The sequence below is a fragment of the Crossiella sp. S99.2 genome, from assembly GCF_023094165.1.
Taxonomy (GTDB): Bacteria; Actinomycetota; Actinomycetes; order Mycobacteriales; family Pseudonocardiaceae; genus Crossiella.
The window spans coordinates 369,972-391,051 of record NZ_JALMDK010000008.1; the positions used below are offsets into that span (position 1 = coordinate 369,972).

The following is a 21,080-nucleotide window of genomic DNA, read 5'->3' on the forward strand; positions in this document are numbered from 1 at the left end:
GCACAAACGCGCCCCACCCTCCCGGCGCGGGAGGGTGGGGCGCGTTGTTGTGGGACCGGCCGAGAGGAAGGGCGGCCGGGCCTACCGCTGTGCGGTGCGGTAGGCGTCCAGGGTGCGGTGCAGGTAGGCCACCGCGGTCACCAGCGCCGTCCGGCCGACCGAGGCCAGCACCAGGCTCCAGGCGATGGTCTCGGACGAGATCAGTGGCAGGGCCACGACCAGCACGGCCAGGCCGACATCGATCAGCAAGTTCTGGCCGAGTGTGCGCAGCGCGCGGGACCGGGCGTCCCCGGCCGGGACGGGCTGGGTCATGCCGGGTCCTCCGCAGTGTCGAGACGAACGCGCGCGCGGCGGTCGAGTTCGTTCGCGGTGGCGGTGGCCAGCTCGCTGAGCAGCGTGGAGGAGACCGTGCCCCAGTTGATGTTGCGGGCAAGCTCGGCCTCGTCGACATCATCGTTCTCGGCCGCACGCGCGATCAGCGCGGCGAGGAACCCGCCGGGGCGGAGCAGGCCGAGGACCTCGCCGATCGGCGGGGCGAGCTGGCCGACGATGTGGTCGGCCCGCCAGTCGCAGTGCGCGATCTGCTGGCGCAGTGTGGTGTTGCGGCCCGACTCGTTCGGGTTGGCGAACTCTTCGTTGAGCACGTCCCTGATCGCGCGGTACGCGTCGTCGTAGGACACGTCGTCACCTCCTGTTGAGTCCCCGGCCTTGGCCATGACCAAGTCCCAGGGGAAGTGCGGTCCGGGATCCCAGTGGGAGCCCTCCTTCATGCCCTCCGTCCAGTCGTGATGCCCGCACACCCCGGACTCCCCGGCCGCGACCTGGGCTGGGGTGAGCTTGCGGATCGGGATGCCGCGTGCCGAACAGCGTTGCCAGATCCACGCCGCGGTGAGGTCGAGCATCCGTGGGTGGCGCAGCCATTCGGCGCGGTCCCAGCGGGCGAAGCCGCACAGCTCGGCGTTGTCGCTGACCGGGTTGCCGGAGCGCAGCGTCCACGCCGCGCGGTCGTAGGGCACGTACTGCTCGATGCGGTGGTCGTCGATGCCGACGTGGCTGGATGCCTGGGTCTTGCCCTGGAAGAACCGGCCGAGCGCCTCGACGGTGCGGGCGCCCTCGGCGGTGTGGACGACGACCAGGCGGACCCGGGCGCCGCCGCGGCCGGAGTGGTGTGGGGACGCGATCATGTGACCTCCGAACTCGTCGCGAAACCAGAAGTCACCGGGCGCTGGTGCGGGTCGGTGCCGTCGTCGGCCTGGCCCTCGGTGTCGAACTCGGCACGGTCGTGGGGGTGATGGTGGCGCAGGCCGGTCCCGCGTCCTCGGTCTCGCCGGTGGAGTAGGTGACGTACCAGCGGCACTCGCGCACCTCGGTGCGGGTGATCCCGCGACCCGCCGGTCCGGGCGGGCCCGGTGGGCCGGGCGGCAGGGCTCCCGCGTCCTGGGTGGTGCCGTCGTCGTAGGTGACCACCAGGCGCCCCTCGGCCACGGTCACCGAACGGATGCCGCGGCCGGTCGCGCCGGTGGGGCCGATGACCCGGCCGAGGATCTCGGCGCGGCCATCCGACCAGCGCAGCACCAGCACGCCGTCGAGCAGCTCGGCGCCGGTGATCCCCGGTGGGGACACACCGTCCTTGCCGTCCTTGCCCAGGACGCGGCCCTTGTCCTCGGTCACGCCATCGGAGTAGGCCACCAGCAGGCGCCCGTCGGTGGTGACCGTGGTCCCGGCGATCCCCCGTGCGGGCACCGGGGTGGGCGGGTCCGGGCGCGGGGTGACCACCGGGGTCTGCCCGAGCGCGCGGACCTGATCAGCCAGTGCGCGGGCGGCGGCGTCGGCCGCGGCCGCGCTGGTCTGCATCGCCGCGGCCTGGCGGCCCAGCTGATCGATCTCGCCCCGCAGCTCCGAACGTTGGTTCAGGTAGACCAGGCCGAAAGCGCACATCGCGGCCGCGGCGAGCAGGGCCAGCAGGAGGCCGAGGCGGTGCCCGCGCGTGTCCCGCGCCCGGCGCACGGCCGGTTCGGCCATCTCGCGGAACTGGTCATCGGTCATCGCCGTCCTCCTCGTCCCGCATGATCTCGGCGATCTCCTCGACGGTGATCACGCCGTCCTCGGCGGCCGCGCGGAGTCGGTCAAGGACGTCATCCGCCGCGGCGGACCGCTCGCGGCGGCTGGTACGGAGGGAGTTGATCAACAACGCGGTGGTGGCGCCGATCGCGGTGATCAGGGTCCCGATCGCGGTGAGCAGCGCGGCAAGGTCACCCATGATCACCTCGGCCCGGTTAGTCCACTTAGGACGAAATCCACTGTGCCCGGAAATGCGGGCCGACGTCACCGCCGGAAACCTCGGTCCCCCAAGCGGATCCCGCGTCATGCCACGCCTGCACCTCGACGTAGTCACCGACGCCCAAGTAGACGATGTCGTCGGTACGGGCCGAGGAGAAGTTGTTGTTGGACTTCCCGTGAAACTCGGCGCTGCCGTTGACCGGGGTGCCGTTGACCGCCAGGCGGGTGGCCACGATTGAGGTGCCGGTGAAGTTGAAGGTGACCCCGCCGCCGACGCGGTAACGCCCGGCGGTCTGGGAGGTGTAGCGGCTGGTGTTGACGCTGGTGGAGTGGCCGTTGTCGCGGTCGAGGTCCTCGGTGGTGAAGGTCAGCGACGTCCACGTGGTGTTGTTCAGCACCTGCGAGACGGACTGCACCGCTTTGAACAGCGGGTATCCGCCGAGGATCCAGGAGATCGCGGAGTTGATGTCACTGTTCATGTACCCGGCAGTAACAACCTCGCCACTGACCCAGGTGCGGGGCGCGGGGACGGTGCCCACGGATCACCTCCCCTGCGGCGGCTGGCGGTCCGGGCGCGGTGGCCGGTCTGGTCGGCGGGGCGGGTCGATCTGCTGGCGCACATGGCGTGCGGCCGGAGCACGGTCGGAGGCGTGGGCCCACATCGTCGGGCCGGAGCGGGCCAGCGCCGCGGTCTCCACCGCCGGGCGGTCCTCCGGCCACAGCACTGGCCGCCACAGACCGGTGGCGTTGTTGGCGCATTCGATGCAGTAGAACCGCGGGTCGCTGGTCGCGGCCAGCTGGGCACTGGAGCACTCCGGGCACTGCACGATCCACCGACTGTGGTCCAGGCGTGCGTACACCGGATGCTCGGCGTCCAGCCCGGAGGGCATCGGATGGCCGAGCCGCACCAGGGTGTCCTGCACCTGCCACAGCCCGCGTTCAGCGGCGGGCAGGGCCTTCCAGTCCTGTGTGGACCAGCCCTCCGGCGCGTCCGGCCACGCGCTTTCCACGGTCTTGATCGGCACGGGTTTCCCCCTTTCACTTCACAGGGCCAGGCGGGTCGAGGTGCCCAGCACCGAGTAGATGGAGCTGTCCAGCACCCACACCTGGTCCACAGAGGACGGGCTGGTGTCGAAGGTCCAGCGGTGCTGACCCGGGGAGATCACCTCGGTGTAGCCCTCGACGGTGACCGTCGCCGAGGACGCTGGGGCTTGGCTTTGCAGGCCGGTGACGGTGATGACGTCGCTGATCGTGACGTCCAGCAGCGCCCGGTAGGTCGCGGTGGGCAGATGGGCCGCCTCGATCGGCAGCCTGCCCAGCCGGGGTGCCGGGTCGGCGTGCCGGTTCAACCGCCAGTTGACCGCGTCCAGCAAGTTGGAATCGTTGTAGTGCAGCAGGTTCAGATCGGATTCGTAGTGGCCGTGCGCGGTGATCGAGGCGGTGTCGCGGACCCGGATCGCCGGTCCGTTGGGACGGGATCCGTTGACGATGTTGGCCAGGAACTGATCGTCGTCGGCCCAGGCAACATCGCCCTCCAGGTCGAGGGCGGCCAGGGTCACCGAGGACGTGCGGTTGTAGCGGATGTCCCGGGACTGGTAGGTGATGCCGTTGCTGCGCGCGGCGAACAGCTGCGCGCTCTCGGTGGCCGCGGCTTCCTGCATCATCGCCAGCACCGTTTTGCCCCCGGCGCCCTGGGAGGCCAGCTGTGTCCACAGGGTTCCCTGGGTGGCCACGCTGATCGCGCCGGCGTAGGCAGCCAGCCGCGGCACCCTGGCGTTGCCGCCCTCACCGGCGAATCCGGTGGCTCCGGCGGTGTTGTGCACACCGATGCGGGTACCACCCAGCCCACCGGCGGTGGCGTAGATGGCCACGTGGCTGATCCCGCCGCCGGTCCACAGGCCCACGCCGTCGGTGCCGCCGACCTCCAACCTGCGGAGGTTGGCCAGCAGCAGCGCACCGGCCTGCAATCCTTCGTCGACACCGTCGACCCACACCCGTCCGCCGGAGGCGGATTCCTCGTAGACGATGTGGTGTACCGAGGTGTCGGCGAGGTTGGGGGTGTCCCACACGACGGTCGCGCTGGCCAGCTGCTGCTGAAAAACGATCTTGAGTTTGCCGGTGCCGGACTCCAGCGAGACAGTGGCTTTGTAGGCGTGGTCGCTGGAGCGGACCATCATCAGCGTGCGGCCCTGGGTGTCGGTGGAGAGCCAGCACTCCAGGCTGATGTAGCCGATCCCGGTCTGCTGCTCGACCATGCTGCCCAAGTCGGAGAACAGGTACAGGCCGTTGTTGGCGTCCACCGGGGTGAACTTCGGTGCGGACAGCCCGTCGGCGGCCGGGCCGGTGGAGCCGCCGAACTCCAGGGTGCCGCCGCTGCCGGCCTGGACCAGGCCGAGGCTGCCGTTGCCGGAGATGCCGGAGATGTCCCCGCAGTACAGGGAATCCCGGGGTTCGCTCATCGGGTAGTAGGCCAGCGGGGCGTCGACCAGCACTTCCTCTTCGAGGAGGGAGCGCAGCTTGCGCTGGTTGAGGCGCTTGAACAGGTCGGTGGCGCCGAGGTCGACCTCGGACATGAGTCCGCCGCCGGGCCAGTGCACCGGCCAGCCGGAGACGAACCCGTTGTAGCGGGAGGACACCAGCGCGCCGGTGGCGGAGAAGGTGACCGGAGTTGACCCGGCACCCACCATCACCTCATCCAGCCACACCTGGTGGCCCGAGGTCGGGCTGGTGGACGGGGTCAGCTGCAGGGTGTGCTGGACCGCGGTCGCCGTCCAGGTGTAGGTGATCTGTTCCCACGCGCCGGTGGTGGTGCTGGCGGTGCCGGTGGCGATACCGGCCACGCCGAGCCGGACGGCCACCGAGCCGCCCGCGACCCACACCCACGCGGCGGCGGTGTAGGCGGTGCCGACCTCCAGGCCGAGCACGGTGATCTGGGCGGCCGGGCCGATCCCGCCGGTGCCCCAGGTGACCAGCAGCGATTTGGTGCCGTGGTGCGCGCGGGTCGCGGACTGCGCCACGGTGGGCAGCACGGTCCCGGCCGCACTCCAGTCGGCGGCGTCGGTCTCCATGCTCGGGTTGGTGATGTAGTTGGTCTCGACATGGACCAGGCGGACCCGCATCCGCCTGCCTTTGACCACGTACGGGTAGTACGGGCTGGCCGCGTTGTCGGGGGTGAACCGACCGTCGCGGTTGCCCAGCGTCATGCGGCAGGTCCCGGCCTGGATGATGGCCAGCTCGTCACTGCGACCACGCCGGATCGCGATGCCCTGCTGTAGCCGGACATGCCGGGTGATGTCGGTCCACACCGGACTGGCCGAGAGCGGATCGGTCGAGAAGGCGACTTCGACCACGGGCACCGACGGCATGGACTCACCCCTCCTAGTCGTCGAAGCCGAGGCCCGCGCCGCCGAGTTCGCGGCGCAGCTGCAGCAGCGAGCGCCGCACTTCCTCAGCGACGGCCCTGGCGTCGGTGGCGCCGTGGATGTTGATGGTCACCGTTATCGCGCCGGTGCCGGACGGGGTGCGCGGGGCGGGCACCAGCACCTGGGTGGGGGCACGGCCGCCCAGGACGCGTTCGGTGGCGTCGTTGGGGATGATCGTGCCGTCCTGGTCAGGGCGGAACAGCTCCACACCCTGCTCACCGACCATGTACACCTGGCCGGCCTTGACCGGGCCGCCGGCGGCCCGGCCCCCCGCGATGCCGTTGCCGGACTTGAGCGCCCCGGCGTGCACGGAGGCGTAGTAGTGGATGGTGCCCTGCAAGGAGCGCGGGATGTTGCTGATCGCGTTCAGCGCCGGCCTGGTGTTCGCGGAGATCAGCACGTCGCCGTCCTTGAGGCGTTCCACCGTGCCACCGAAATGCTCGACCATCCGCTGTGCCTCTTCGGACAGGCTCTTGACCCTGATGGGCTTGTCCGGCGGGATGCCCTTGAGCAGCGCGCCCAGCATCGTCAGCTCCCGCTGGGCCTCCGGCATGCCCGGCTGCTTGATCAAGGTCGCGATCAGCTCGGGGTAGATGTCGTACTGGTCGGCCAGCAACTTGGCTTCGTCCTTGTTCAGGCCCAATGCCTTGGCATGTTTGAGGATGCCGTCGCGGCTGGTCTGTACCACCTTGGTCGCCTTGTCCAGCGCGACCGGGATCGAGTCTCCCTGCGCGATGGCCAGATCGTAGGTTTTCTGCGCGGCTTCGGCCGTGGAATCGCGCAGCCCGGTCATGACGTCCAGGAGGCCGCGGCCGTTTTTGGTGGCGGTGTTGACGTGCCCGTCCTGGGTGATCAGCGACTTGCCCCACCCGTCGGCCTTGTTCACCGACTTGTCGAACATGTCGCCGAGCTTGGCCAGGCCGTCGTGGATCTTGGCGGTACTCTGCTCCAGGGAGATGTCCGTCCCCGACAGCGCGTTCAGCGCATCCACCAGCGCCTTGGCTTTCTCATCCCCGGTGGCCATGGCATCGCTGAGGATTTTGATGGCCGCGCCGAACTGCTTGCCCGCGCCGGAGGAGTCCAGCAGGGACCGGCCCACGGTCTGGGTCGCCGTGGCGTAATCCTTCTCGGCCTGGACCTGCTCCTTGGTCTTCTGGCTCAGCGCGTTGAGGTCCTCGAGCAGGCTGCGGGCGTTGTCTCCCTTGGTGGTGTAGGCCCCGGTCCAGGTGTCCAGCCCGGTGCGGGTGGAGTGCTGCATGACCTTCTCGGCCTCGACGACCTTTTCCAGCTTGGCCCGCAGCTCGTCCATGGCCTTGCCCTGGCCCAGCACCCCGTCCACGACCTGGGCACTGGCGATGCCGAAGTCCCGCGCTGACTTGATCGCCTTGGCGGTGCCTTCATCGGCGGCGGCCTGCTTGCGCACGTTGGCATCGATGACCCCACCGGATTCCCGCAGCGCCGCGGAGAGGGTCTGGGCGAACCCGGCATGGCGGGCGGCGGCCTCGGCGCTGGACTCCTGGGCGCCACCGAGCAGCCCGAGGCCGATGGTCACCGCGCCGATGGCCAGCCCCAGCGGTCCGCCCAGCAGCCCGCCCAGGCCGCGCATCCGGGCGAAGAACCCGGAGGCGCCGGTGGTGGCCTCGGCCATCTTGGTGCGCACACGGTCGATGCCGCCGATCACGGTGGTGATCCCGGCGGAGGCGGCCGAGAACACTTTCCAGGCCAGGGCACCGGCCAGGATCGCGCCGGTGACCGAACCCAGCACCCCGGCCAAGGGGGACAGGATCGAGCTGACGCCCTCCAGGACGTGGGCCGCCGCGGTCAGCGCCACGGTCAGCACCGGCAGCGCCCCGCCGGAGAGCTGACCGAAAACCTGGACCGCGCCCAGCACGGCGCCGGAGATGGCGCCGAAGCTTCCGGCCGCGCCGTCGGAGAGTTGCCGGATCAGCGCACCGGCGGCCGGGAGGATGCTGCGCAGCAGCCCGCCGAGTCCACTCAGGACAGTCCCGGCGCCGGTCGAGCCCTTCGACAGCTCATCCAGGAAACCCGACACGCCGGAACCGACGTCGGCGAGCAGATCCCGCAGGCCCTCGAACACTGGTCCGGCGCGCTGGACGCTGCGGACCATCCCTGGCATGGCGTTGAGGGCGAACGCGCTGACCCCGTCGGTCAGGGTTTGCAGCTGAGGCCCGGCGGCATTGAACGCGGTCTGCAACAGCGGCTTGAGCTGACCGAAAGTCGTGGTCAGCTTCCCGGCCACCGCCTCCAGCTCGGGGGCGATGTGGGAGGTCATGGCGGTGATCTCGGTGCGCACCCCGCCACCGAGTTCGGCGAAGCTGGAACGCACGCGCTCGTTGCTGGCCTGCGCGGCCACGGCCATCCCGAGGAACGCGACGCTGCTGCCGGCCATCGCCCCGCCGATGAGCACCGAGGACGCGGTGCCCGCGGCCGCGACCCCGCCCAGGGCCTTGATGCTGACCGAGCCGAGGTTCTCCAACCGCTGCGCGGCCCGGTCCACGGCTTTGGCGACGTTGTCGAAGGCGGGCGAACCGCGGTCGATGCCGAGGATGGTGTAGGTGAGGTCAGCCACGGCTCACCCCCCGGATGTGTTGGTGTTCCTAGGAATCCGGGGATTGATCCGGTGCGGCGAACTGGCTGCGCCAGTCATCGGCGAATTGCCGGTGCCGCAACCAGGCAACGTAGGAGAGTCGGCGAGTCTGGGCGGGAGTGAGGTGGAACAGGTGCCGGAACAGCGGCTCGTAGCGGTCTAGGTCGGCACTGAGACTGGGTCGGTCTCGGGCTGGTCCAAAGGGTCGCCCGGTGCAGCCTCCTCGGTGCCGGGCGCGGTGACGACCATGAACGTGGCCTTCACGTTGAACCGCAGCTCGCTGTACTTGAGGTCGATCCCGGCTCGGCGCACCGCCAGCCACACGAACGCGCGGATCCCGGCGGCCCGATCCTGGGTGAACTCGTCATGGACTACGGCGATGGCTTTGCCGGTGACCTTCTCCACGTCCTCGGCTTCATCGAGCATCAGCACGTCGGTGTCGAGCTCGATGGTCTTGCCGACCAGCTCGGGGTTGGCCAGCTCGTCGAAGGTGTAGCGCAGCAGCGGCACGGGGGCCTCCTCTCGGTGTGTCCTAGATGGACCTGATGGCGGCAGTGACCTGGCGGTCGATCTCGCGGCGCACGGCCGGACCGTGCTTGCGCAATGTCCCTTTGAACCAGTTCGGGGTGGAGGTCTGGGCAACCCAGTTCTGCTGGTTGCCGAACACCGGATGCCTCCACGAGCCCTTCTCCATGTGGCCGGGCAGCTTCCGCTGATCCGGCGGCATGAGGTTTCGCTCGACCTTGATCCGCACCGCGGCGGTGGGGCGGCCGCTGGCGCGGATGTGGGTGCGGATGGCGCGGCTGACGCTGGCCCGCAGGCCGCTGCCCGCCTGGGCCTTGGCGCGGGCAGCGGCGCTGATCTTGCGGCGCTTGGACAGGGCGTGTGCGGAGCGGGCGCGGGCACCGCCACCTCTGCCGCCGGAGCCCTGGCCGTCGATCTGCAGGGACTCCACCGTTCGTTTGACGTCGTCGACGGCGTCTTTGGTGGAGACCCGGATGGCTTTGGCCAGGGACCGGTAGATCCCGGTGTGGCCGGCCTTCTTCAACTTGGCGGCAACGACCTTGAACCGGTCGGCGCCGAACACGCGCATGTCGACCACCACCGCGCACCCCCCGTTCTCACAGCGCGGTGTCCACGCTGATGATCTCCACCGTGGCCGGGGCGTTGGTGCCGTCGTTGAGGACGGTGAACTTCAGCGGCATCTTCACCAGCCCCGGGCCGTCCGGGCTCGGGCTCTGGTCATCCAGGAACACCGCGGGCAGGGTGAAGCGCAGCGTCTCGGAGTAGGAGGTTTCGATGACATCGCCCACGAACTCCCAGATCAGGGAGAACTGGGTGTCGTCGCGGAACCGGTCGGCGAAATCCGCCTTGGTGATGTAGTCGGCCTCCATCGTTCCGGTGATCTCGGTGAAGTCATTGAGGATCGGCTCGTCCTTGAGACCACCGCCACCGAAATATTGGCGCTCGACATCCATTTTTCTGTCGAACTTCAGCGCCATCTTGCGGACGCCGTCGACCGCGGCGGCCGCGCCGACGGTGGCCCCGACCTTGATCGTGCCCAGGCCGAAGTGCCATGCCTTCGTCGCGGCCAGATAGCTTGGCGCGACAAGGGTTTCGGCTTCGGTGACATCGCGGGAGTCGACCTCGAAGCTCGCCATCAGGTACTCGTCGATCCCGCAGGAGAACTCCGCCGCGGTCAACTTGGCGCCGAGGTGGGTGTAGGGGCGGGAGGTGCCCCCGGCATCCGGGGTGCCGAGCTGGAGGGTCAGGCTCTTGCCGAAGGGATCCGTTGTGGCGCCGAGCGGATGGGTCTGGAGATAGGCGGCGGTGGCGGCCTGCTGGGCCGGGGTGACCGTGCCACCGATCAGCGTGTTGAGCAGCAACCCCAGCCCGCCCTTGCGCGAGACCTCCATCTCGAAGGAACCGCCACCGCCCCTGGTGGTGACCGCGCGGCGACTGGCCGGCGACACCGTGCGCGTGGCCAGGGCCTTGGACATCACGACGTTCTTGGTCTTGCCGAGCTTGACCGAGTTGCACTCATACCAGCGCAAGTTCGGCGCCAGGTACGTGCCGTAGGTGCTCTCGGCGCGGGCGCCGAGGCTGCTGCCCAGACCGGATCCGATCCCCATCTCAGCCCTCCACGATCTCTTCGGCGGCGGCCTTCTTGCGTGGCGCCGCGGGCTTGTCGGCCTCGGTCCACCCGGCGGCCAGGAAGTTCTCGACGAACTCGGCCGGGACCTCGACCACCTCGTCAGGGCTGACGTCTCGGCCCAGCCACGGGATGTGGCGGTCCTCGTCGTAGGGGCTGCGCATTCGGGGCACGGTGCCTCCAAGGCGTGCGGCAGCGCGCCGGGTGCGATCCGGTCAGACGCTGAAGATGTTGGGGTGTCAGGAGATCAGGTCAGGCGCGACTCGAACTTCAGTTCGTAGGTCAGCAGGCTGGTGGCGCCGTCATCGGTGAGTTCGTACTCCAGCTCCACCGAGTCCACCCCTCCGTAGAGCAGGCCCGCCGGGTCGGTCAGGTTGGCATCGGCGGCGACAGCCTCTTCCAGGACCAGGCCCAGCGCGGTAGCGCGCTCGTCGGTCTCCTCCACACTGCCGCCGGGAAGGATGACGATGATGTGCACGGAGACCATGAGCGTTTCGTGCCGCGGGATCCTGCCCGTGGCTTTGAACGCGGCGTACTCCTGGCTGGCGCGCACCCGGCCCAGATGGATGAGTTCGCGCTCGGTGATCCGGCCCGGCCACTGATACGCCACCTGCACACTGGCCAGCGACGGCGCCGCGGTGAGCAGAGCCACCAGGGCCTTCTTGATCACCACCGCGTTGGTTCCGGCCATCAGCGCCTCCCACCGTGGTAGAGCGAGTAGTACTGCGGATCGAAGTCCAGCGTCCGCGAGGCCGGCCCGCCGCTGGTGCCGCCCTCGCCGTCCTCGGAACTCGCACGCCGGGAGTAGCGGGCGTAGATCGCATCGACCTCCGGCAAGCCCGTCTGGTACTTGGCGGGCAGGGTCAGCCGGTAGGTGCCGCCCTCGGAGCTGACGAAGCTGGCGGCGCGGTCGGGGATGTTGGTGCGCGTGAGGTTCAACCGGCTGCGAAGCCGTTGCAGCGCAGCCTTTTTCAGATCCGCCGGCGGCGCGTCCCAGCCGTGCTCGTACTCGACGATGACGTTGGCCAGGCCCTCGGTGAAGACGTTGCTGTCCACCCGGCGCAGGACCTGGGCCTCAGTAGCGACGAGCGCGGCCAGCTCGGAGGCGGTGAACGCGGTGAACGTCCCGCCCGCCCGGGGCGCCATGCGCACCGCGCGAATCGAGCGCACGTCGCTGGTGGGCAACACCAGCTCGGAGGTGCCGGTGCCATCCAGCAGGGCACGGCGGTAGCGCGGCACGAAGGCCCGGTCGCAAATCTCTTCGCACTCCTGCTCGACCTCCAGCCGGGCCTCGACCAGCTTCGCTGTGGGGTACTTCGTGGTCGAGGTCAGCGACTCATCCGAGCCGCGGCCCTCGACCAGGGTGAACAGGAACCCGCCGGTGATCTCCACCTGATCCTGCTCGGTCACCGCGGTGGCGGCGATGGTCGCCGACCAGGCCACCGTCAGCAGCCCCAGCAGGGCCTGGCCGGGCAACGGGAAGGTGTAGCGGCCGGTGGCGGCGCCGGCGGAGGTGGCGTTGCCGGAGATGACCGTGGCGCCGTTGGCGTCGGTGACGGCCACGGTCACCGTGGTGGTGGAGTCCGTGGCCGTCTCGCCCACCAGGAAAACGTGGTCCAGCGTGGCCGCGCTGGTGCGGGCTACGCGGGTCAGCGTGGGCATGGCTGCATCACCCCACCCTGACCGAACCCTCGACCGCCCCGGCCACCACCGAGAAGTAGATGCCGGTGGTGGCCCGGACACCGTCGGGCAGGTTCTCGGCGAAGGACCCGTTGGCGGGCAGGGAGATCGCCGCGAGAAGGGTACCGGCGGCCGTGGTGCCGTCGAAGATACGCAGCGAGGCCACCGCCCCGGCAGTCTCCCGCACCGACACCCCCTTGTAGACGCACGCGCCGGAGAACACCGCGGCGGAGGTGGTGACCCCGACCGGGTTGGCTGCGGGACGGTTGCTCATCAGCGGACCTGGAGGGCGACCATGACCACACCGGCGGGCATCGCCAGGCCGTCACCGGCGACGAGCTTCTCCACCGAGAGGTGGTCGCCCTCGGCGACGTTGAGGTTGGCCGCGGTCCCCGACAGGGTCATCGACTCCGGGGCCATGGCGACGGAGTTGACCGCGGAATACGCGCGACTGGCTGCCAGCAGGGAGCCCGCCCCGGTAGTCCGGTTGCGCAGGGTCAGCGTGAAGTAGTTGGCGGCGTGGGCGGTGATGGAGGACTCCGGCACCCACTTGGCCGCGGTGACCTTGGCATTGAACGGCACGATCAGTCCGGCGAACTCCGCCACGGTGGCGGCCACCCCGGCACCGGCGACGTTGATCGCAAACCACTGGTCGCCCCGGATTTCCTTGAGCTGCGGCACTGTTATCTCCTTGCAGGACAACGGTTCTAGGGGGAGGCGTCCGTGCTTCACCTCGGCGAGCGCTCGCCGAGGTGAAGCACGGACTTGTGGGAGGGTGGGTCAGTTGGCGCCGCGGTAGAACCCGCGGTGGTCCAGGACCGCGCCGGAGTAGGTGTGCCTGATCTTGTAGGTGATCTTGTCGGCGTCGAACATCGAGCCCACCGACGGATCGGCCTGGGTGAACAATTCCGGATCCTCGCGGCCCTGGTAGAAGCCCATCTCGATCGTGGGGCAGTAGCTCGGATCGCAGATGACGAACCAGTCGTTGGCGTCGCTGTAGTAGTCGATGACCAGCATCTGCATGCCCTGGTGCAGGTTCGGGGTGTCCGACGGGCCGGCCGGAGTGGAGGGGATCGCCACCGCCGAGGTGACCAGCTGGAAGGCAATCTCTTCCAGCGCGGAGGGCACCACCAGCGTGCGCGGGATGATCGAGAGCACATCGGAGGAATCGCCGTAGGCGGTCTGCTGGCGCATCTTGCGGCGCCCGGTGGCCAGTGTGGACTGTCCCAGCACCGCAGCCGCGTCGGTGTTGGCGTGGTTGGTGTGGAACAACGCCGTGCTGTCGTAGCTGGTCGCGGCGTTGGTGGGCAGGATGTCCCACACGAAGCGGTACAGCGTCTGCGCGGCGGCCAGGCCGAGCTTGGTGGGCAGCTGCTGGATGGAACGGATGTCGTCGTTGGCCAGCATCTCCAGGGTGAGGTCTTCGGTCCCGCCGCGCTTGGTGATCGCGTAGCTGGCTTCCTCATCCCCAGGGCTGGTCAGCGGCTGATAGGGAGCGCCCTGGTTGACCGCGGGCAGGACACCGTACCCGCCGAGCCGGTCGATCTTCTGCGACCGGAAGTCGTTGACCGGCACGATGCTGGAGACAATCTGCCGCCAGGTCTGCAAGTTCGGCCGGCCGTACTCGGCGACCATGCGGCGGGTGATGCTGTCGCCGAGGATGGCATCCCAGCTGGTGGAGGTCAGCGACTCGGTGGACCGGCTGGTCCGGGCGGAGTCATAGTTGCCGCGGCCGCCGATGGACTCCCGCAGCATCGTCTTGTTGAAGTCGTCGTCGAGGGCCAGCGGCCGGACGCCGCTGATGTCGACGAAGGCTTCCTTGAACGAGCGGTAGCCCTCGCGGTAGTTGGCGGCGAAGAAGTTGTCCAGCGCGGTCTTCTTCTTGTCCAGGGCTTCCTGGGTGACCTGGACCGCGGCGGTGTGCTGCGGGGTCAGCCCGGCGCGCTCGATCAAGCCGAGGCTGGCCTTGATCGCGGCGATGTGGGTGTCCACGGTGGACTCGGTGATGCGCTCGGGCAGCGCCTCGGTCACCGCCTCCACCGTGGTCTCGGGCAGGCCCGCCTCGGCCAGCTTGCCTCGGATCATCAGGCGGCCGAGGTAGCTGGTCTTCAGCTCGCCCACGGGCTCGGGCGGCGGTGCCGTCGATTCCGTGGTGGCGGCCGCGGTGTCCTTGCGCAGACCGACCGCGGCGAGCTGCTCGTCCGTGGCGGTCCCGAGTGCGGCGAGCACGCTCTCAGTGGTGGTCACGCTGTCCTCCTCCGTGCTGTCTCCGGCTGGCGGGGTGCCTGCCGGGTCGGGGTCGATGCCGCCGGCCACCGCGCGGGTGGCCTGGCCGCCGGCGGCGGGGCTGGCGACGATGTCCACCGAGTTGACCTTGCGGATCGCGGTGGCTTCCTGGATGCGGCGGCCGCCGATCTGCAGCGGCCGCCACTCGGCCATCACGTCGTGGGAGATCCCCACGACCGGGGCCAGGCCTTCGGCCTGCGCGGCCAGGCTGGCATCGAGGGCCTCGGCGGCGTGGGCCGCGGAGGGCAGCAGGTGCAGGTCGGCTTCGAGGCCGTCGGCGGTGGCCTCGACGCTGCGGTAGTGCCCGACCAGTCCGGCGATGGTGGAGGTCCGCAGCTCGGCGTCGTCGCGGTGGTGGTCATAGGCCCCGGCGCCTTCGTAGAGCGCCACCGCCTCGCGCAATACCGACTCGGGGTAGCGGCGGCCGTTCTTGCTGTCGCCGTAGGCGATGACCCGGACCCGGAAGATCCGCCCGCCGCCGGCGGTGTTGCCCTTGGACTCGATGACGCGGCCCAGGATGTGGGCGCGTTCCTCGGTGACCGCCTCGGTGACCGCCTCGGTCTCGGTGTCCGAAGCGGACAGGGGGGCGTAGGTGCGCGCGACCTCGACGGACTCGCCCAGGGTGACCGTGGTCTTGCCGTCCGGGCCGGTGCTCAGGGTGTAGGAGCACTGGTACAGGCCGGTGTCATCGGACTGGTAGACGACCTCGGCGCCGGTCAGGTCGACCACCCACACCCAGCAGTACCCGCCCACGGCCGCCTGGGCGCGTTCGCGCAAGGCGGCACCGAGCAGTTCCTGAACGTCGCTGTAGGAAAGCTGGCCGTTGATCAGCGCTTCGGCCGCGGCCTCGGCGAGCTGGATCTTGAAGCCGCGCGCGGCGCGCTTGATCCGGGCGCGGATCCGGTTGAGGTCGCCCTTCTTGTACTTCGCGGCGTTGGCGGGCCGGGAGATGTAGGACCAGGCGGCCTTGACGTGCTTGGCGGTGTCGATCGGGTACCGCTTCTTGCCGTCGGCCTGGTAGCCCGGGTCGGCGTACTCGACCTCGCCGTAGGGCTTGTCGCCGTCCTCGGCTTCGGTGGCTCGCGCCAGGCGGTCCGGGGTGAACCGGGTACCGCAGCTGGGGCAGGTGAGCTGCTCGGGTGTGGGCTGGGTCAGGTGGGACAGCTCGCCGCGGAATCCGGCCTGCAGGGACTCGTGGCTGCACGGGGCGCAGCGGCCCGGCCCGCCGCAGTTCTCCCGGGTCCCGTCCGGGCGCGGGGTGACCCAGCCGTGCCTCTGCTCGGTCACGGGGTCGCCAGCCTCTCCAGTTCCTTGGACAGCGTCACGCGCGGACGCTCCCGGGCCTGCTCGTGCTCCAGGGCCAGGCGGGCGCGCTCGGTGTCCTCTCCGACCCAGGCCAGGACTTCTTCGGCGGTGCCTTCGGGAACCGGGTCCTCGTCGACCTCCTCGCCGTCGGCAGCCGGGTCGGTCTCGGCCGGCGGAACGGGTTCGCTGTGCTCGCCGAGCAACTCGCCTCCGGTCAGCGGCACGGCCTGGCCCTCGGGGGTGATCAGGGTGCGCTGGCCGTCGTGGGTGGTGACCACCTGACCGCTGGCGGTGCGCTGCACGTCGGTGATCTCGCTGACCTTCATGCCGAGGATGTGGGCGGCCAACTCGTGGTACTGCGTCATGACAGAGCCCTCCGGGGCGGTGGTACGGATCAGGTCACCGCGCGCAGCGGCGCGGACGCGGTGTCGTCGATATGGGTGGCGATGTCGTCCCGGTCGGCCTCGGGGCTGTCGAGGTCGTGGTGATAGGGCACCCCGACGTAGTCCTCCCAGGCGCGGCGGGCGGCCATCTGCGCGGCCTCGGTGCTCAGGGCGCCGGTGGCGACGAGCTTTTCCAGGCCGGTGGACAGGTTGAGCAGGACCTGGGCGGTGATCTGGGCGTCGGCGGCGGCGACCTCGGGGCCGGTGACCATCACCGACTGGCAGGCCGGGATGTCGTAGGTGGTCCCGGATTTCGGGTCGGTCGCGGTCACCGTCTCCGGCAGACGGCGGGCGGCCACGGCCTTGTCGACGGCGTAGCGCGTCATCTCGGTCTGGTTGCCCAGCCACACCTTCTGCACCCCGGCGACCCGGCGGCGCACCGGCTCGGCCATCGTCAAGCTCGTGGCGCGGTTGGCGTCCTCGGGCTCGGCCAGCCAGGTCTTGGCCAGGCCGGTACCACCGGCGACCAGGGTCAGCACCGCTTTGGCGGCCGCGGAGTCCTCATACGCGCCGGTCTGGACGTTCTTGGCTTCCCACTTCACCGCGGCGTTGTGGACCTCGACCCCGCCGGAGCGCGGCACGTGCAGCCCGCCGCGGGCGCGCACGAACGCGTCGATCTCCTCCTGGCCGCCGTCGACGGTGACGTCCCAGACCAGGTAGCGGGCCAGCGCGGTGCGGTCGATCAGGTTGGACAGCACGGTGTCGTAGGAGTCCAGCCAGTCCAGCACCGGCTCCAGGAACGGCTGGCCGCGCCGGTCGGACATCAACGCCTTGAACGGGGTCCACCACATCGCCTCGCCGTCACGCAGGCCGGTGCTGTCATCAACCTGAGCGACGGTGAGTTCGCGCCGTTGCTCGCCCGCACCGAGGACGACCGCGCGGGGCCACAGCGGATTTCCCTTCTCCAGCAACACATCGGTGACCGCGGTGGTGTCGATCGGGGAGAAACGCGTCACCCCGGAGACCGTGCCGGTCATCATCTCCAGCAGCGTCTCGCCGGTGAGCAGCTGGTCCCGCAGCATCGCCTCCTGCCGGTCACCGAGCCGGTTACGCGGGTCGTTCCAGAACTCGGCGACCACCTGGCCTACCTCGGCGTTGGTGGCCACTGTGGACACACCGGAATCGCCGACACAGAAGCTCGTGTAGGTGTCGATGATGGCCCTGGCCATGGGGTTGGCGCGGTAGGCCGCCACCGAGTAGATCCGCGACTTCTCCTGGGTCCACGGTGGAACCTCACGGCGGCCGGACCCGGCGGGCTTCCACCCGCGGTCGTCATCGAGAGGATCGGTGCCCCAGGCGCCCCCGGCCGCGCCGGTGGCCACCACCTGCGCGGGGGTCGCCTCGGTCGCCCGGGTCGGAAACAGCCAGCTCCTCACACGCCACCTCGCCTGGGTTCGGGCGCCGCGGCCGCGGGCGGTGTGTTCGGCGCGGGCTCGGCGGGTGGGGTGTGGGTGTAGATCGCGTAGGCCACGGACAGCAGCAGCAGGCTGGCCAGCAGCAGCGTCCACCACGGCGAGCCGGTCAGCATGAACACCGCCAGCACCAGGCCGGTCAGCCCGGCCACGCCGAGCACGTTGGACAGCAGCACGGCCTGTCCTCCTTGGGTTAGAGGCTGAGTCGTTGGGTAGGGCGGAACAGGTCGCTGGTGTCGTTCCCGGCCGGGGCGTTGTTGGCCGCGGCCGCCGGCGGGGCCTCCGGTTCGGGGACTTCGTGCAGCACCCACACGCCCATGCACATCGCGATGCAGGCGTCGATGTGCCGCTTGGACCGGCCCTTGGACAAGGTGAAGCCGCGTTCCTGCAGGCGCTTGGTGGCCGAGAGGACGTGCGCGGCCAGGTCCTCGTCGCCGTTGTGGACGATGGTGGCGGCCAGGATGAGGTCGAAGGTCAGTCCGCAGGCCGGTGCCATCCGCTGGGCGGTCTGGTCGAACTGGATGACCGGGATTCCCTCGTCCTCCAGCAGCCGGGCGGGCACCTCGAAGAAACGCGGGTCGTAGACCACCCCGCGGAAGCCGGAGCCGCGGGCGTGCTTCTTGACGTGGTCCCACACCACGGCGTGGTTGATCCGCCCGTCCTTGGACTTCTCCGCGGTCCAGATGGTCGTGGTGACCGCGATCCGCCCGTCGGGCAGCAGCTCGACGCGGGCCACGGCCACGCTGTCGTGTTTGAGCGCCATGTCCACCGTGAGCACCCAGGGGTTGCTGTCGGAGGAGGACCAGCGGCCTTCGCAGCTGGCCCATGCGCCGGGGTGGTCCTTGAGCCAGGAGTCTTCGGTCACGGGTACCCACCGGTTGGCGAAGTAGCGGATCCACTCGTGCGCCGGGTACTTCGGCTTGCCCCACTCGGCCACCCGGTCGGCCACCGACCACTGGAGGTCAGCGGCCTGGGAGGCGGCGCGGACGGCGATCTCGCGGTCCTTGGCCAGCTTGTAGTCCAGCCCGGCGGGCGCCTCCTGCCAGTCGAAGAGGAACCGTGGCGCGAGGCTCGGCTTCTTCGCCGCCTTCTTGCCGAGCTTGTACATCGCGCCCAGCAGGGAGTGGTCGACGTCGAACCCGGCGGTGGACAGGTTCAGGATGCGTCCGGCCCCGCGCGGCATCCGCCGCTTTTTGGTGCTCTTGCCGATGACGGTGGCCACGCGGGCGCGGTTGGAGCCGACCTCGCCCCACTCGTGCAGCTCGTCGCACACGAACAGCGAGGGCAGGCCACCCTCGTTCGTGCCGGCCACCGCGGCGACCCGGTGGATCTTTCCGGGCTTGCCGTCCCGGCGGGTGATCACGGTGTCGTAGACCTCGAACATCCCGCAGAGCGGGGACTCGGTGGCGATGTTGTCGCGGCCGCCCAGCATCGTGGCCACGACGCTGAAGAGCAGGTTGGCCTGGTCGAAGCTGGCCGCGGCGATCGGGATGTTCGGGCTGGGCGGGGCGATCGAGGAGGGTCCGGCGAACTCCAGGCACACGATGGCGGCCACGAACGCGGTCTTGCCGTCGCCGGTGGCGGCCCCGCGCAGGGCTTCGTCGTAGCGCCACTGCCCGCACTTGCGGTTGCCGCAGTGCTCGTACCAGCGGTAGAGGAACAGCTTCTGGTCGCGGCGGAGCTTGAACTTCTGCCCGTACCAGTCGCCTTCCCCGTGGATGAGGTTGTCCTGGATCCAGCGCACCGCCGTGTGCCCCTGGGAGGGCCACAGTTTCCCGGTTGCCGGGCGCCAGCCGCAGGCTTGGCAGGCCGGGTCAGTCCGCCGTGCGGCGGGGGTCCTCGTCGTCGGCTTCTTCGGGGACGTGGTCGGTGCGGCCATCCTCGCCCCCGTACTGCGCGTTGAGATCGTTGAGCGTGCGCTGCTGCTCGACCACCGCGATGCCCAGGCCCGCCCGGTTCTTCGGCCCGTACCCCAGCTGCACCTCATCGGCGCGCAGGCTGGCCTCCAGCTTCAGCGCCAGGTCGTAGGCGGGGTTGAGACGCTGCTGGCCCATGGAGCCGAGCACCATCGGCTCGGCATCCGCGGCGCTCATGAGGATCTGGTAGCGGTTGAAGTTCGAGATCCATCGTCTGACCAGCCACAACTCCGAGGGCTGGCAGACCCCGGCGATCACATCCGCCCAGTAGGCCCGCCAGAGTTTCATCGCATCCGCGCGCATCCCGCGCGGCGCCGGCGGCGTCTTGGCGGGGGTGTCCCCGCCGGTGATCACGATCAGCTCGGCGCGCTGCCCGTTGCGGGAGTCGATGGCTTGACCAGCGGGTTTCTTCGTCCGCGGCATCCCAACCCCCTTCACGCTGAGTGATGACTCCTCACGGAAAATGGGCCGTTCGGGGAAAACGGGGGCCGGTGGTACCACCAAAAAAAGGGAGGCTGTGGCGGGGTCACGTTTGCCCAGGTCGGAGGGATCAAGACCGGGGGGTGGCATTCGGAGCAGCCCGACCATGATCAGACTCGATGTCACTGATTGTGACGGTCAGGCCATGCCCCCTTGCGGCCGTTGCATGATCGACAGAGCACACCGAGTGCCCCACCCTCCTGCCCTCCTGCCCCCACCGGGGTGTGGTGGTCGGCGGTCAGGTCGCTGGCCCGGTGGGCCGGCACCTCCCACCCTGGGCAGACATCACCGTGCTGTGCGCGGTGAGCGGCGACAGCACGCGCGCGCCGGGTTCGCTCGGCCGCGGTGTACGGGCGCTTGGCCCGCTTGCCCTGGGTGCGCGTCAGCTCGACCTCGGCGGTGCAGGTGCGGCAGCGCGGGTTCGGGGTGAGCTGGCCGCAGCGGCGTGCCGACGTGCCGAGGCAGGGGCGCAGCGGCATGGCACCCCCTGCTCAGAAGGGCAGTGGGTCGGCGGGTGGGTGTGCTGGGGTGCAGGTGCATTCCGGCGGGGCCTGGCAGTCCGCCTCGTGCAGCGCGGCCGCGGCCTCGATGGGCACGGCGTGCTCGTCACAGCCCAGCTTGACCGCGGCGGCCTGCCCTTCGGCGGCGGCCAGCTCGGGCAGCGAGGCGAGTTCGGCCGCGGTGGCGGCACGCTGCCAGCACCGGGTGGCCGGGGCATCGCAGCCTGGGGCGTGGCAGATGGGGATCACGGTGGACCTCCAGGTCAGAGCAGGGCGCGGACCATGCAGTCCTTGGCTTCCAGCAGCTTGCGCAGGCCGGTGGTCAGCTCCGGGCCGTCGGGGACCAGGGCGAGCAGGTCGGCCGCGGCGTCGTGGATGACCTGTGCTGGGGCCTGGAGGTGCTCGGGCAGGTGGCTGTAGGCGAAGAACCTGCCGAGGTGCTGGGTGCTGGGGTGGCGGTTGGCCAGCTGCATGGTCTCTCCCTGCTACGCCGAGACCCCCGCACCATGTCCGGTGCGGGGGTCTCGGTGATGAACTCCGTAACCACGCCGTGACTGCCGCTGCCCGCAGCAGTTCCAGCAGAGCACACGTTATGT

General features: G+C 69.9%; 24 protein-coding genes. All 24 read right to left on the reverse strand.

Annotated elements, in window-relative coordinates; genetic code table 11:
- Nucleotides 1-81: 81 nt before the first annotated feature.
- The gene (locus MZC64_RS30230) at nucleotides 82-312 is read right to left on the reverse strand and encodes a hypothetical protein (protein ID WP_247762679.1); all 231 of its coding nucleotides are present in this window, start codon (nucleotides 310-312) and stop codon (nucleotides 82-84) included.
- The gene (locus tag MZC64_RS30235) at nucleotides 309-1,184 is read right to left on the reverse strand and encodes an N-acetylmuramoyl-L-alanine amidase (protein ID WP_247762681.1); all 876 of its coding nucleotides are present in this window, start codon (nucleotides 1,182-1,184) and stop codon (nucleotides 309-311) included. Before MZC64_RS30235 ends, MZC64_RS30230 begins: the two co-directional genes overlap by 4 nt.
- A 31-nt stretch (nucleotides 1,185-1,215) precedes the next feature.
- Nucleotides 1,216-2,046: a hypothetical protein gene (locus MZC64_RS30240; RefSeq protein WP_247762683.1), complete on the reverse strand. Its 831-nt coding sequence runs from the start codon at nucleotides 2,044-2,046 to the stop codon at nucleotides 1,216-1,218.
- Nucleotides 2,036-2,260, reverse strand: a complete 225-nt coding sequence (locus MZC64_RS30245; protein ID WP_247762685.1) for a hypothetical protein — start codon at nucleotides 2,258-2,260, stop codon at nucleotides 2,036-2,038. Before MZC64_RS30245 ends, MZC64_RS30240 begins: the two co-directional genes overlap by 11 nt.
- A 25-nt stretch (nucleotides 2,261-2,285) precedes the next feature.
- On the reverse strand, nucleotides 2,286-2,759 hold the full coding sequence (locus MZC64_RS30250) for a hypothetical protein (protein ID WP_247762687.1): 474 nt from the start codon (nucleotides 2,757-2,759) through the stop codon (nucleotides 2,286-2,288).
- Between the two features lie 63 nt (nucleotides 2,760-2,822).
- Entirely contained in the window at nucleotides 2,823-3,305 is a 483-nt protein-coding gene (locus tag MZC64_RS30255; RefSeq protein WP_247762688.1) for a hypothetical protein, read from the reverse strand.
- An 18-nt stretch (nucleotides 3,306-3,323) separates the two neighbouring features.
- The gene (locus MZC64_RS30260) at nucleotides 3,324-5,645 is read right to left on the reverse strand and encodes a carbohydrate binding domain-containing protein (protein ID WP_247762689.1); all 2,322 of its coding nucleotides are present in this window, start codon (nucleotides 5,643-5,645) and stop codon (nucleotides 3,324-3,326) included.
- A 13-nt stretch (nucleotides 5,646-5,658) separates the two neighbouring features.
- Nucleotides 5,659-8,292: a hypothetical protein gene (locus MZC64_RS30265; protein ID WP_247762690.1), complete on the reverse strand. Its 2,634-nt coding sequence runs from the start codon at nucleotides 8,290-8,292 to the stop codon at nucleotides 5,659-5,661.
- A gap of 177 nt (nucleotides 8,293-8,469) precedes the next feature.
- Nucleotides 8,470-8,820, reverse strand: a complete 351-nt coding sequence (locus tag MZC64_RS30270) for a hypothetical protein (protein ID WP_247762691.1) — start codon at nucleotides 8,818-8,820, stop codon at nucleotides 8,470-8,472.
- A gap of 22 nt (nucleotides 8,821-8,842) precedes the next feature.
- Nucleotides 8,843-9,403 carry a hypothetical protein gene (locus tag MZC64_RS30275; RefSeq protein WP_247762692.1) on the reverse strand — a complete coding sequence of 187 codons (561 nt, stop codon included), beginning with the start codon at nucleotides 9,401-9,403 and terminating at the stop codon, nucleotides 8,843-8,845.
- A 28-nt stretch (nucleotides 9,404-9,431) separates the two neighbouring features.
- Nucleotides 9,432-10,442: a phage tail tube protein gene (locus MZC64_RS30280; RefSeq protein WP_247762693.1), complete on the reverse strand. Its 1,011-nt coding sequence runs from the start codon at nucleotides 10,440-10,442 to the stop codon at nucleotides 9,432-9,434.
- A 1-nt stretch (nucleotide 10,443) separates the two neighbouring features.
- The gene (locus tag MZC64_RS30285) at nucleotides 10,444-10,626 is read right to left on the reverse strand and encodes a hypothetical protein (RefSeq protein ID WP_247762694.1); all 183 of its coding nucleotides are present in this window, start codon (nucleotides 10,624-10,626) and stop codon (nucleotides 10,444-10,446) included.
- 83 nt (nucleotides 10,627-10,709) lie between these two features.
- Nucleotides 10,710-11,153, reverse strand: a complete 444-nt coding sequence (locus tag MZC64_RS30290; RefSeq protein ID WP_247762696.1) for a hypothetical protein — start codon at nucleotides 11,151-11,153, stop codon at nucleotides 10,710-10,712.
- Nucleotides 11,153-12,124, reverse strand: coding sequence for a hypothetical protein (locus MZC64_RS30295; RefSeq protein ID WP_247762698.1), 972 nt, complete (start codon nucleotides 12,122-12,124; stop codon nucleotides 11,153-11,155). The genes MZC64_RS30290 and MZC64_RS30295 overlap by 1 nt, the downstream gene beginning before the upstream one ends.
- 7 nt (nucleotides 12,125-12,131) lie before the next feature.
- A complete protein-coding gene (locus tag MZC64_RS30300; RefSeq protein ID WP_247762700.1) occupies nucleotides 12,132-12,416 on the reverse strand; it encodes a hypothetical protein in 285 nt (94 codons plus the stop codon).
- Nucleotides 12,416-12,823: a hypothetical protein gene (locus MZC64_RS30305; protein WP_247762702.1), complete on the reverse strand. Its 408-nt coding sequence runs from the start codon at nucleotides 12,821-12,823 to the stop codon at nucleotides 12,416-12,418. Before MZC64_RS30305 ends, MZC64_RS30300 begins: the two co-directional genes overlap by 1 nt.
- A gap of 99 nt (nucleotides 12,824-12,922) precedes the next feature.
- Complete coding sequence (locus tag MZC64_RS30310; RefSeq protein ID WP_247762703.1) at nucleotides 12,923-15,715, reverse strand: DUF6582 domain-containing protein; 2,793 nt, start codon at nucleotides 15,713-15,715, stop codon at nucleotides 12,923-12,925.
- Nucleotides 15,712-16,098, reverse strand: coding sequence for a hypothetical protein (locus tag MZC64_RS30315; RefSeq protein WP_247762705.1), 387 nt, complete (start codon nucleotides 16,096-16,098; stop codon nucleotides 15,712-15,714). The genes MZC64_RS30310 and MZC64_RS30315 overlap by 4 nt, the downstream gene beginning before the upstream one ends.
- Nucleotides 16,099-16,127: 29 nt before the next feature.
- A complete protein-coding gene (locus tag MZC64_RS30320; RefSeq protein WP_247762707.1) occupies nucleotides 16,128-17,552 on the reverse strand; it encodes a hypothetical protein in 1,425 nt (474 codons plus the stop codon).
- Nucleotides 17,549-17,764, reverse strand: coding sequence for a hypothetical protein (locus MZC64_RS30325; RefSeq protein WP_247762709.1), 216 nt, complete (start codon nucleotides 17,762-17,764; stop codon nucleotides 17,549-17,551). Before MZC64_RS30325 ends, MZC64_RS30320 begins: the two co-directional genes overlap by 4 nt.
- 17 nt (nucleotides 17,765-17,781) lie before the next feature.
- Nucleotides 17,782-19,332 (reverse strand): hypothetical protein, encoded by a 1,551-nt coding sequence (locus MZC64_RS30330; protein WP_247762711.1) that lies wholly within the window; start codon nucleotides 19,330-19,332, stop codon nucleotides 17,782-17,784.
- A gap of 70 nt (nucleotides 19,333-19,402) precedes the next feature.
- Entirely contained in the window at nucleotides 19,403-19,927 is a 525-nt protein-coding gene (locus MZC64_RS30335) for a hypothetical protein (protein ID WP_247762712.1), read from the reverse strand.
- Between the two features lie 548 nt (nucleotides 19,928-20,475).
- Nucleotides 20,476-20,733 carry a hypothetical protein gene (locus tag MZC64_RS30340; RefSeq protein ID WP_247762713.1) on the reverse strand — a complete coding sequence of 86 codons (258 nt, stop codon included), beginning with the start codon at nucleotides 20,731-20,733 and terminating at the stop codon, nucleotides 20,476-20,478.
- Nucleotides 20,734-20,747: 14 nt separating this feature from the next.
- On the reverse strand, nucleotides 20,748-20,957 hold the full coding sequence (locus MZC64_RS30345; RefSeq protein ID WP_247762715.1) for a hypothetical protein: 210 nt from the start codon (nucleotides 20,955-20,957) through the stop codon (nucleotides 20,748-20,750).
- Nucleotides 20,958-21,080: the final 123 nt, after the last annotated feature.